Origin of the sequence: Rhizobium leguminosarum (assembly GCF_002953715.1) — a bacterium.
Taxonomy (GTDB): domain Bacteria; phylum Pseudomonadota; class Alphaproteobacteria; order Rhizobiales; family Rhizobiaceae; genus Rhizobium; species Rhizobium leguminosarum_V.
Genome location: NZ_CP025012.1, coordinates 2,133,596 through 2,144,594, shown reverse-complemented (window position 1 = coordinate 2,144,594; position 10,999 = coordinate 2,133,596). Strand labels below are relative to the sequence as shown.

Here is a 10,999-nt window from a genome sequence, read left to right as displayed (position 1 = left end):
CAGAGGCTGCGGAACGCTGGGCCAGCGAGCTTGCGATCATTGATCGAGGAATTTTCTCGAGATCTTCGTCGGGGTCAGTGCGAGCAACTAATACGGCGCTGCGCAGGCCTAGACAATCGTCCCGTTCACCAGCAGCGCTCTTGAAAGATAGGCTAACTTGCGATTTCACATCGCCATCGCGTATGGCTGCTCTGTCTCATCGACGGATTCAGTCGACACAACTTCCTCCGGAAGTGGGGTCATGCCCGTGCGGATTTCTTCCGCATGCCACCACATCGCGTCACGGGGCGTGCGGGCCCGACGAAGAGGCTCCATTTCGGTGAAAATGAACCGGCGCCTGTAAGCGCTGGGGCTTTCGGCGAGAAAGAATGGCTTCATACGCTCCGGACCGAGGAACCATGGCATTCTCAGGAAGCGTCCGGGTTCGTCGGTCCAGAGCGGGGCGGGGCCTAACCTCCACCTTCGGCAAAGATGCTCGCCAATAGCGCCCACGAGTGCATCGAAGCGCTCATCACCCGTCAAATCGGGTGCATCAACGAGCCTATCTCGTCTCCGGCGGCCGGACGGATCAAGATAAAAACCGTCGAGGAAACTGGCAAGGTGGTAGCGAAACTCGCAAGGTGCGAGTGGACGGCCGCGGCCAGCGATCCAGGTCGGACTTGCTGCATTGGCGCCATCATATTCATCTACCAGACCCTTGATCTTCGCGCTCATTCGCGGGGACACGGTTGGAACCACGATTCCGGAATATTAGGATAACGCTGCTCCATGAGTTCAACAATCTTCTCATAGGTATTGATTCCCGTGAGCTTCATAAGCGCTACAGCATCAGTCGCATCGGTAAGGTTTTTGTCGTCATCGGGTGCTCTGTTGGCCGGCACCTTCATTGCCAGCAATATTCTGGCGTGGGCGTGAAGATCCGAAGCCCCAACACCGATCCGTCTCTCGGATAATCCCTGACGCCCTGCAGCCTTTCACCGGAAAGGTACCTGCCCAGATCGGCAAGGTTCGCGAGCGGAAGCACCGGACAGAGCTGATCGAGGCCTTCCGTCTGTTCTCTCGAAGACGAAGGACCCGTCGATGGCCTTCGTGATGCCATCACGGTCTAGGATGCCATAACCGAAGTCTCCTCCGAACAACCCGTCCTGGAAATGCCGCAGAGCGTGATGATCAAGCCGAACGAGACGCCCAGCTAGCGAAAGATTTTTCGTGGCTGCAGGAATGGCTTCGACGAACCGCAGAGAGCGCAGACGGGTTTGATCGCGTGATGTTCGAGATGCGGGACGTACCCGTCACATAAACGTAGAATCCGTTTCATTGAAATCGTTGAGCTTTTTTTTGCTCGGGGGCTTTCAAAAACTTGGTCGCCGAAAAGCTCACGGGCTGGACTCAACAGGAGGCCGTCGGTCGGCCCGTTGCAGACATCTTCAGGCTGATCGACGAGTCTCACCAACTCGTCGTCGACCCAGTATCCGAAATCCTCGGTCGTGAGACCGATCTTGCAATAGGCAACCAGTACGCGCTTCGGTCGAAGGCCGGATCGGAACTCGTCGTCGACGTATCCGGCGCGCCAATTATCGATTCCCGCGACGACGACTGAAACGTGGATGAGGGGTCCGAGCACGAAACTACATTTCCGCTTTCCCGTTACCTTGAGTATACAGAGGATGAGGTTGAGCAGCGGCTGAAGCCTATCGGTAATGCACGACCCGCGGTTGGCGAACCACCTAATCTTCAGATGGAGCATCAGCATGCCAAGCCTCGCGCAAATGAACGGCTCTCTGCATATTCACAATTTCTATATCGGGAAGTTGAAAGCGAAGCAGGAGCAGCTTTTCGCGAGCGACCCCGAATTGGCCCAGCTTCTCGACAATGTCGCTGAGATTCTAAGCGAGCACGTGGTCACCTTGGCCGATGAAATAGCCGAGCTGGAATACGAGGAGTAGTCATAGTTCGGTCTGATGCCGCTCTCCGCGGCGCTCCGCCCGGACCTACCACTTCACTGTGAAACCGATCTTTGCGCCGATGGTGTTGCTGTCGCCGAAGTCCTTGAGGCTGGTGCTGGCAAAGGCTTCGCCGTGGGCTGCATAACGCTCGTCGGACCAACTGAGCGAGCCACCCAGGCCAAGACCGCCCCAGAGGGCCTGGTTCTCGCTGATGACGCTGGCCCCCGAGACGTCGACATTCGAGCCGTCGAGGAAGTCGTAATAGAGATTAGCGATGCCATAGAGCGTCGAGCGGCTGGAATGTCCGGAGGCGTTCTTCCACTCGCGGTCAAAATCGGCCGAAACGCCGAGGCGGCCGGTCAGGCTGTCGCCGTCATCGAGTGATACATCGGCGCCATAGGCATCGGTGAAGCTGTCGAAGCGCACGGAGGAATAGGCGAGCTGCGCCTGCGGCGTCAGCGACCATTGGCTCGTCAGAGCGATCTTCTGTCCGGCTTCGATGCTGAGGCCATAACCGAAGCCGTCATTGCCGTCGGCAAGCGAAGTTTGAAGTGTCGAGGATCTGAGGTCGCTGTCATACCAGGTGACGGCAGCCTGCGTGTCGACGTAGAAGCCGCTCTTGCCGTACCAGGTCAAGGTGCCGTCGAAGCCATAGCCCGTGGTGTCGATGTCGCCCTTGCCGAAGCGCGAGGAGATGTCGGCCGAAGCGGTGTTCATATGAAAGTTGATCCCGCCGATCAGAGCACCGGCCTCGCTTTCACGCAGCATTCCGTCGACACCCGCCTGCAGCGTCCAACTGCTGACCTCATAGTCGGTGCCGGTGGTCGAGCTTTCCGGCTCGAAGTGCGAACGGTTACCGCCGATGCGGGTCTGGATCCCGGTGGCGGCGGTGTTGCCGTCCTGGTCTGCGGATCGATCACCGTCGAGCATCCACCCACCGGTGCGCTGGCGCAGCGTGCCGAACTGGTTGAGGCTTTGCAGCACGCCGGCATAGGCCTCGTAGACCGGCACGCCGGGCGCATAGATCGGCCCGATCGCGGCGCCTGCGGCATCGAGCAAGGCCGAACGCAGATACCAGTCCCCATCGGCCGGCGTGCTGACGCCGCCCTGGTAGAGGCGATAGGCATATGCGCCGCCAACCACGGCCTGATCACCCTCGAACACATAGTCGCCGAGCAGCGAAAAGTTGCCGGCGGATATGCCGCCGACATCGATGATCTTGATGCCCTCGACCGTCTGCGCGCCGCCACCACCGAGGTTGGTGACCGTGACATTGGTCCGTACCTGCGGTATTGCCAGTCACCACCAGACGGTCGGATGGCGACGCATCGCCGCCGAGGACCGTTTCGATCTCGAGTGTCCCACCACTGCCGGTATAGTTGCCCGCAACGGTCAACGTGCCGATCGAATTGCCGGGTGCTACCACGCCGGCATTGGTCACATCGCCGAAGATCGTGCCGGTGCCGCCGAGAATGCCGGTGCCCGATGTCGTGACCGGGCTTGTGATCAAACCATTGACGGAAAGCCGGCCACCGCTCACGGTCGTCGCGCCGCTATAGGTGTTGACGCCGGAGAGCGTTTGATTGCCGCCGATGACGTTCAGTCCGCCTGTGCCGCCGATGACGCCGCCGAAGATGTCGTTGGCATTGGTGATCGTCAGAGTTTGGGCGCCGAGCAGCACGCTGCCGCTGCCGGCCAGGCTCTGGATGGTCGGCGTCGTGGCGGCCGAAACGTTGAAGATACCATCCGCGACAACCCGGCTGGAATTGGCAATGGCGCCAGCGCCGGTAAGGGCGAGGCTGCTGCCGAAGTCGATCTGCGTCTCGCCGGTATAGACGCTGCTTGCCAAAAGGCTGAAGACACCGCCACCGGTGACGGTCAGGCCACCGACGCCTGAAAACCCCGACGTTGCGTCGGTTCCGACGGCAAAGCCGGCGGTATCGATCGTCAGCCCGCCGGCGAGCAGGTTGAGTTCAGTGCCGGAAAATCCGTTGATGAAGGTCGCATTAGCAGCCGTCGCGCGCAGAATGCCATCGTCAAAATTGGCCTGGCTTGCGCCCACACCGCCCCGTAAGGCCAGAGCCCGTAGCGTGCCGCCGCTGCTTATGTTGAGCGTGCCGGAAGCGCTGGCGAAGTTACCAAGGATAGCGGTGCCCGCGTTGAATTGTCCGCCATTCTCAATGTTGAGGATGCCCGTACCGAGAAAGCCGATATGAAAATTTCCGGATGTGGTCCACTGCGATCCTGGTCCGGTAACGGTGGCGATACCGATGGTATTGGCTGCTCCGCCCAGCCGGGAGTTGGGGAAGCTGGTCAAGGTGCTGCCATTCTGGATCGTCAGGATACCGGGAACGGCTCCCCCCTGTCCGACAGTTACGATCCCTACCGAAACGCTGGCCGGCGCTGTGACGCCGAGAGCGACCGGCGTATTCCCCGGTGCACCTGCCGTACTGATGTTGACGGCTGTACCGGCACCGGGCGCGACGCCGCCTGCCCAATTGCTCCCGTCGGTCCAGTCACTGCTCGTCAAACCGTGCCAATCAACGGCGTGGGCCGCTCCTGAGGACATCACGATCAGCGCCACGCCCGAGACGCCCGCCAGCAGCCCGCGCAGGTTGCGGGATAGTCTGCGCACCCGGTTGCTCGCTCGCAATGCATTGCCCATGATAGTCCCCGGAATCGTTTACGGAACAATACGGTAGGTGGGACGCAGAAGGATGACAACCTGCGGGCTCAACTAAATTCTCCTAGAGCTTGAACAATTCCTTGCCGACTTCGGGCAAGTTGTAGGGGGTTCGAAGCCAGCCCGAGCGATTACGCCAGCTCATAAACAGTCGCCCCGTCAGCCGCGTCGCGCAGCCCTTTGTAAGACGCATGCCTCAGTTTGCCGTCATGCGTCCATGCCCGATACTCGATCTCGGCAACAAGTTTGGGAGCGATGAAGAGCGCGTTTCGCTTCCTCCCCGTATCAACGGCGGGCTTGCTGATGACCAGCTTGTCCATCTGCTCCCGGAGCTCGGCGGCGGATCGCTGATTAAAGCCGGTCCCTACTCCACCGACGTAGACGAACTCATCTCCTTTGCGCGCCGCGAGGAGCAGTCGGCCGATGCCACCGAACGACGCTGATGATTTCTCATATCCGACGATCGCGAAGCCGTCGCTCTGGGTGCACTTTATCTTCAGCCAGTCGCCCAGGCGGCCGCTGCGATAGGGCGCGTCCCGGCGCTTGGCGATGATGCCTTCCAACCCGTGTTCGCAAGCGCTTGCCAGCAACCGATCGCCATCGGCCTCAATCTCCTCCGAGAGCCGGATATCGCCCTGCTCGCCGGCAGGCACCAGATCCTCAAGCAGATGCCGGCGCATGTCGAGTTCGGAGTTTCTGAGATCGTGGCCGTCGAAATAAATCAGATCAAAAGCCATGAAGACGGCGTCGCTTGAGCTCTTCTTGCCGCCCCGCCCACCCAGCGATTGTTGCAGCAGGCCGAAATCCGACCTTCCCTGCTCGTCGAGAACCACCGCTTCGCCGTCGAGGATTGCCGTGCCAACAGGAAGCCACAATGCCGCCTGCTTGATTGCCGGGAAACGATCCGTCCAGTCATGGCCGCCGCGCGTCAGGATGCGAATGCGCGTCGGCTCGACATGAACCGACAGGCGATAGCCATCCCATTTGATCTCATAAACCCAACCGTCGCCCTTCGGCGGTCTTGCTTTCAGAAGCGCAAGACACGGCTCAATGCGATCTGGCATAGGGTCCAAGGGAAGATTCGGCTGCGCTGGATCTCGCGCTTTGCGAGGCCGGGATCGAACAGGCTTCTCGGCATCCTGCAGAAGCGGCTTTGGTTTCGACGGCTTCGTCATGCCGCCATACCATCAGCAATGTCTTAAAAAGCAATTGCCCAATACGAGTTATTGACTTCGGGTTAGACGAGAACACCTAGCAACATCGCTCGACGGTCGCCGATGGGTCGCTCGCAGATTTGCGAGTCGACGCGTCCTGATTGCCGTGCTGTCTTCTTCGAAAGAAGGAGGCAACTATGAGATCGTTTCATTTCGCAGTTCAGGTCGACAGTGCGCTCTGGGCGGTCACCTTCGTCAGGGAACTTGATTTCCACGAAACCAGGATCATGACCAGCGCCGAGTTCGTCGAGATGATATCGGCAGAAGCCCAGCTCGGTTGCTGGTTTCGATGAACAGTCTTTGGCCGGATTCAGACTGGACCAAACTAGCCACGGCATGGCGGGCACGTGGAAGTCGAACGTCACCCACATCCCCTGGGGTCGGAGAACACGTAGTCCCTCATGTGGGGCGACCCGGTGCGAGGTCGGGGCCTCGGCTTGTGGCTGATGCGGGAAGCGCAGCACGTCCTGGGTAATCCGGCCTTCTCGTCATTCTCAAGGCCCACCCGGACGGCGACAAAGGTTCCCCACACGGCGCTCCTGAAGCTTGCCGCCTATCAGTCGGACAAGCAGTTGGGGTTCAAGGCAGTCTCGAAACGCAAGCGCCCCGGATGGCTGGTCGGATCCTGGGAGGAACCGCTTGTCCACGGTGGCGACTCGACGTTCTATTATCTTGATTGACTGGGGACATCAGAGGTCGCTTTCCCGTGCCATCTTGCATAGGTCGTCGTCTTGGCCATATGGCGATTGAGATCCGGCTCGCCGTCAGACCACCAGACCGGCCCTCGTTCTCCTAGCCCGACCTTCGCGGCGGTCGACCGCATCCTCGCCTGGCGCAGCCGCTCCTCGTCCCCGGCAGCGTCTTTCACCGCCCGGCGCGCCGACATCAGCTCAGACACCCGGCGTTTCCGCTCGTCCTCCCGCAAATGAGGGTTCGACCTTCTCCAAAGCCGGCCCCTCACGACGATGTACCGGCCGTCCGGCGTAGCGAGCACGCGATCCTCTTTTCAACAGAAGTTCGAGAGCGACGGGACGAAGTCCCTGCCCATCGACACCGACGTCGTATTGCCGGGGAAGGGGCTTCAGCCGCCCATGGGAGTGGCCGTGCTGGTTATTGGACTTCCTGCCCATCTGGTTCCAGGTCCGAAATGCATAATGGCACAGGATGAGATGATGTTCGGCGAGGCGGAGTTCGGCGGCCGTGCGAAACGCGTTTGCCAGATCAAGTCATCGTGCGACGTTCGCGTGGCCCCGAGCACGGTATTCGGCACCCAGGCTCGGCTCGCGGAAAAGTCTATCTGGACTGGAACAGCTCTAATGCAGCACTGCAAGCTTCGCCTGCCTCTCCAGAAGTCCCTCGACGGTACCAACAAGCCTCGCGGCCCGCCGCAAGATGACCGCGCCGGTTGCGCTCACCGCGATGTCGTTGGACATCCTTTCCATACAGCCTGCCACCTCCATCATTGCCGTGCCGAGTTCTCTGCGGCCGATGCGGTCTGCCAGCCGTGCAAGGCGGCGGATGTTCTCCACATAGCGCGAAATCACCAAGAGCCGCTGTGGCACGGGATCATGGGTAGTGGTGACACTCCGAGGTTGGGTTTGTCGGACTTTCATGTTCGGCCTCCGCTTATCCAAGGTAAAACAGGACGGCGCGCGGGCTGCGTCTGCGAGCCCTCGTCTCGCCACTCGTCGAGCTTCTTCAGTGCGTCGACAATGTCCCTGTATCGAACTGGATGGGGGACACCCGGCGGATGGCGCAGTTCCGGCAAAGATTCGACCGCGTGAAGGTCAGAAGCCCACGAAGCGAGAATTGCTCGTTTCTCGTCTTTCGAAAGCCGCGCGGAGACGACCCCCTCGGGGTGGTCGAAGTGTCGGTGCGGGTGAAGAATGTGCGACGCGGATATCGCGTCGACGGCGTTGTGGGGATCAGTGTGGTCAGAGCCTTTCGTTTTCATCTTGCGTCTCCTAAAAACTTCCAGCTAATGGAGCGAAAATCTCCAGGTGAAAAAGAGATTGTTTCAACGAAAACAGCATTCAAGAGGTTCGAAGCGCGACGCTCAAAATTTTTTTGATGCGCCTCTTGAATCAAAAAACGCTCGAGACCAGATGATTTTCCGTCGGTCGCCCGATGGGGCCGACAGCAACCAGGAGACGCCAGATTCCGCGTCTCCATTCCATCTCGCTTTACGGAGGATTTGGTATGAGAAACGACTTCGACTTCGCGCCGCTTTATCGGTCCAGCATCGGCTTCGACCGTGTCTTTAACCTCTTGAACAACGCGCAGCAGCGCCTGCAGGCCATCGACACCTGGCCGCCCTACGACATCGTCAAGACTGGCGAGGACAACTATCGCATTCAGATGGCGCTCGCCGGCTTCGCCGACGCCGATCTCGAGATCACGCAAGAGCGCAACGTGCTGGTGGTGAAGGGTGAGAAGCCCGACGAGAAGGATGGCGAGTATTTACATCGCGGTATCGCCGGCCGCGCCTTCGAGCGTCGCTTCGAGCTCGCCGACCACGTCAAGGTGGAGAACGCCTCTTTTACGAACGGCCTTCTCAGCATCGAGCTTAAGCGGGAGATTCCGGAAGCGATGAAGCCCCGTAAGATCGCGATCGGCAGCAGCGCCGGAACACAGGGCGCTCTGCAGATCGAGGGCGAAAAGCAGGCCGCCGCCTAATTCGAAGGAGGGTGCGGGAGCGCTGTCTTGGACGGCGCCCCCGTCCATATGACCCCCGGAACTGGTCTGCGAAGGGGTGGATAGAAGAGCTTCGGAAGGCTGCCAAATAGCCCGCCACTGCAGCGCATCGCCGTCAACTTCCGACGAAGGCGGTGCAGTGGCTGCCGACACTTTCTCAATGAACTGTCTTCGACGGCTTCTCGGCATGCGAAATGCCATCGAGCCGTCGTGCGCTTCTGCAACCTGATGCCGCACGGCGTGCTTGTGCTATGGATGTGAAATGGGCGGCTCCAGACCTGAGAGGATTGGATATGACGGCAGCATTGTTTAGGATAACCGCTTGTATAGAGAGTCTGACCGGTATCGCGCTATTTCTCGTCCCCGATACCGTCGCGCGACTGCTGTTAGGGGCGGCGCTACCGGGTGCGGGTTTGGCGGTTGCCCGTCTGACGGGTATTGCGTTGTTGTCATTGGCGGTCATGGCTTGGGTGGGCCGACAGATATCAGGCAGAAGCCCGGCGCTTGCGGCCGTGTTGACCTACAATCTCCTGGCGGCCATCTATCTCTCCGCACTCGTCGTCGAAGGAGCGTTTGTCGGCAACCTGCTGTTGCCGGCGACCCTGCTGCATGGCGTCTTGGGCGTCCTGCTCGTTCGCGCATGGTTTCGAGCTGGCAAAGATGGATGAAGCCGGCCAGCTCACGCGAGCAGCCTCGGCCCCCGAAGGAGTATGAAAGGTCGTGCCACCTCGCCGCATGCCAGGCACCCAACGACGACTGCTTCCGGTGCGTAGAGTCGGGTCGATTTCTATCACCGCCAGCTCGACCCGAATTCACACTGGTAAGGTCGGTTCCTCGATCGCCCTTCCAAGCCGCTCCAGCTCGAGCGAGTAGCAGAACAGCCCGAACAGCATCGCCCCGATCGAAATTGCCCTGATGAAGATCTCCCAGAACGGGGGTACCGACCCGAGTGCGGGCAGATGCCTGAAGAAGATGGCGGAAAAGAATGCGCCTCCGAACAGGAAGCTCAGGCGAGCGGAAAAGAAGACCAGGTGTGCGACGAAGAGGGAGTGGCAGGGCGCTCGGACAGTTACCCAGCGAATTCTTGCCCAGTAGCAAGCCTGGAGCAGCACCGTGCCCGCCGCGAGGCCAAGCAGGCTCGACCAGGAGACGTCCTGCCGTTCGCCGAGATGCGTCACGACCGAGTAAAAGATCGGAAATACTGTCCACAGCAGAAATCCCACTGCCAGCGTTTGAGCTGCCAATAGGATCGCATAGACCGTTCCATCTCGTGGCCTAACGACCATTTCAGAACAGACTCCTGTTCTTCGCTGTCGGCAAAGCCGCTAGAAGCGGATGGCCACTCCGAGGATCGGACCTTGCTGTACGACATCGAAGACGAACCCGTCATTGTCATAGTCGACCCCCAGGGCGCGGTATCCCGCGATTGCCGATATGGTGTCGTTGAACTTGTAGCCGAGGCCCAGCGCAACGTCCCAGTCGACGTCCGCCCCGCCTGCGCCGACCAGACCCCATCCGGTCAGGTAGATTTCCGGGGTGAAGAAGTAGTTGCCTCGGACGCCGACGACGCCGTCCACCCATGTCGCGCTGTCGTCAACGTCCCGCCCGTCGAGGATGCCTCCGTTAAAGGAGAGTTCAGTGTCGAGCGACCAGACCTTCACCCCGGCGACTACGTCCAGATTTCCCGTCTGATCTTCGAGTACGGAATAACCGACGCCAAGGAGGCCGGCGAACATCGTCGAGGTCACGTCGACGCTGTCGGCCAAAATTCCGCTCGGGGTATCCCCGTCCGCTCCGAACTTGGTGTAGATGATGTCGCCGAAGATGCTGAAACGGCCATGCCGCGCCTCGCCGGCCGCCATGAACGCAAAGTCCAGATTCTGGAGAAGGTCGCCGAGATCGGCGTCGATGTGAACTTCGGGCACTCCGAACTGGGCCGTATCCCCGGAGATGCCGGCGCCCCAGAAATATGGGGCAATCGTGAAGGTCCATTCGTCCAGATTTTCTGACGCCTGCGGCGCTGGCGCCAGCGGACCAAGGTCGGCGGTCTTGCCGAACGTCGGCAATGCCAGACCGACCATCAGGACCGCCGCAGATAGATATGTCTTCATAGCTTTTTTCCCTCGTGGCAACTGCATGGTCAACGGCTGTCGCTGTCGGTTGTCGACGTGGCGCAGCTTTTGGTGCCTTGTCTGGCCCGGCGCTTCCTGCAAAGCTTCCGACCTCGTCCCTGGTATCCGCATCGACGACGGCGACCGGCTCGACAAGAATCAGGCCGGCTGCGCTGCCCGCCGCTGTATCCGTCGTCGCGGCGAGGATCGTGTCCCCGAAACCCATCCTGCGGCACAGCGATGGCGCACCGCGTCAGCCGAACTGCAGACCACGTGCGCAAATTCTCTAGCCGGGTCGACACTATGGAAGGACGGCCCGGAATGCTCGTAACATACCGTAGTTTACGTGGC

13 protein-coding genes and 3 pseudogenes are annotated in these 10,999 nt (G+C 60.2%); 5 read left to right on the top strand and 11 right to left on the bottom strand.

What is annotated here, in order from left to right; genetic code table 11:
- Positions 1 to 165: 165 nt before the first annotated feature.
- Positions 166 to 714 carry a hypothetical protein gene (locus CUJ84_RS10905; protein ID WP_105006214.1) on the bottom strand — a complete coding sequence of 183 codons (549 nt, stop codon included), beginning with the start codon at positions 712 to 714 and terminating at the stop codon, positions 166 to 168.
- On the bottom strand, positions 711 to 887 hold the full coding sequence (locus tag CUJ84_RS37925) for a hypothetical protein (protein WP_158686924.1): 177 nt from the start codon (positions 885 to 887) through the stop codon (positions 711 to 713). The genes CUJ84_RS10905 and CUJ84_RS37925 overlap by 4 nt, the downstream gene beginning before the upstream one ends.
- A gap of 473 nt (positions 888 to 1,360) precedes the next feature.
- Here CUJ84_RS37925 and CUJ84_RS10900 point away from each other — a divergent pair, with 473 nt between their 5' ends.
- A complete protein-coding gene (locus tag CUJ84_RS10900) occupies positions 1,361 to 1,600 on the top strand; it encodes a PAS domain S-box protein (protein ID WP_245457550.1) in 240 nt (79 codons plus the stop codon).
- 151 nt (positions 1,601 to 1,751) lie between these two features.
- Entirely contained in the window at positions 1,752 to 1,946 is a 195-nt protein-coding gene (locus CUJ84_RS10895) for a hypothetical protein (protein ID WP_105006213.1), read from the top strand.
- Between the two features lie 45 nt (positions 1,947 to 1,991).
- On the opposite strand, the pseudogene CUJ84_RS10890 reads toward CUJ84_RS10895, so the two are convergent.
- Positions 1,992 to 4,611, bottom strand: a pseudogene (locus tag CUJ84_RS10890) (autotransporter outer membrane beta-barrel domain-containing protein).
- Positions 4,612 to 4,760: 149 nt separating this feature from the next.
- Positions 4,761 to 5,804 carry a non-homologous end-joining DNA ligase gene (gene ligD / locus CUJ84_RS10885; protein ID WP_105006212.1) on the bottom strand — a complete coding sequence of 348 codons (1,044 nt, stop codon included), beginning with the start codon at positions 5,802 to 5,804 and terminating at the stop codon, positions 4,761 to 4,763.
- Between the two features lie 176 nt (positions 5,805 to 5,980).
- Between ligD and CUJ84_RS38300 the strand changes: the two genes are divergently transcribed.
- Positions 5,981 to 6,136 (top strand): hypothetical protein, encoded by a 156-nt coding sequence (locus CUJ84_RS38300; protein ID WP_199788804.1) that lies wholly within the window; start codon positions 5,981 to 5,983, stop codon positions 6,134 to 6,136.
- Positions 6,137 to 6,510: 374 nt separating this feature from the next.
- On the opposite strand, the gene CUJ84_RS10875 is transcribed toward CUJ84_RS38300, so the two are convergent.
- The 4 genes and pseudogenes from CUJ84_RS10875 to CUJ84_RS39270 form a co-directional block, all read right to left on the bottom strand.
- Complete coding sequence (locus CUJ84_RS10875) at positions 6,511 to 6,837, bottom strand: hypothetical protein (protein WP_105006210.1); 327 nt, start codon at positions 6,835 to 6,837, stop codon at positions 6,511 to 6,513.
- Positions 6,838 to 6,844: 7 nt separating this feature from the next.
- Positions 6,845 to 7,039 (bottom strand): annotated as a pseudogene (locus tag CUJ84_RS39365) (hydrolase); the annotation flags it as partial.
- Between the two features lie 117 nt (positions 7,040 to 7,156).
- Positions 7,157 to 7,456 (bottom strand): hypothetical protein, encoded by a 300-nt coding sequence (locus CUJ84_RS10865; RefSeq protein ID WP_105006209.1) that lies wholly within the window; start codon positions 7,454 to 7,456, stop codon positions 7,157 to 7,159.
- Entirely contained in the window at positions 7,453 to 7,797 is a 345-nt protein-coding gene (locus CUJ84_RS39270) for a hypothetical protein (RefSeq protein WP_105006208.1), read from the bottom strand. Before CUJ84_RS39270 ends, CUJ84_RS10865 begins: the two co-directional genes overlap by 4 nt.
- 245 nt (positions 7,798 to 8,042) lie before the next feature.
- On the opposite strand from CUJ84_RS39270, the gene CUJ84_RS10855 reads away from it, so the two are divergent.
- The gene (locus tag CUJ84_RS10855) at positions 8,043 to 8,519 is read left to right on the top strand and encodes an Hsp20 family protein (protein ID WP_105006207.1); all 477 of its coding nucleotides are present in this window, start codon (positions 8,043 to 8,045) and stop codon (positions 8,517 to 8,519) included.
- A 311-nt stretch (positions 8,520 to 8,830) separates the two neighbouring features.
- Positions 8,831 to 9,205 (top strand): hypothetical protein, encoded by a 375-nt coding sequence (locus tag CUJ84_RS10850; protein WP_105006206.1) that lies wholly within the window; start codon positions 8,831 to 8,833, stop codon positions 9,203 to 9,205.
- Positions 9,206 to 9,349: 144 nt separating this feature from the next.
- Here the strand turns inward: CUJ84_RS10850 and CUJ84_RS10845 are convergent, their stop codons facing one another.
- The 3 genes and pseudogenes from CUJ84_RS10845 to CUJ84_RS39360 all read right to left on the bottom strand — a co-directional run.
- Positions 9,350 to 9,823: a hypothetical protein gene (locus CUJ84_RS10845; protein ID WP_105006205.1), complete on the bottom strand. Its 474-nt coding sequence runs from the start codon at positions 9,821 to 9,823 to the stop codon at positions 9,350 to 9,352.
- Between the two features lie 39 nt (positions 9,824 to 9,862).
- Positions 9,863 to 10,648 (bottom strand): hypothetical protein, encoded by a 786-nt coding sequence (locus CUJ84_RS10840; protein WP_105006204.1) that lies wholly within the window; start codon positions 10,646 to 10,648, stop codon positions 9,863 to 9,865.
- Between the two features lie 61 nt (positions 10,649 to 10,709).
- Positions 10,710 to 10,877 (bottom strand): annotated as a pseudogene (locus CUJ84_RS39360) (esterase); the annotation flags it as partial.
- Positions 10,878 to 10,999 lie beyond the last annotated feature (122 nt).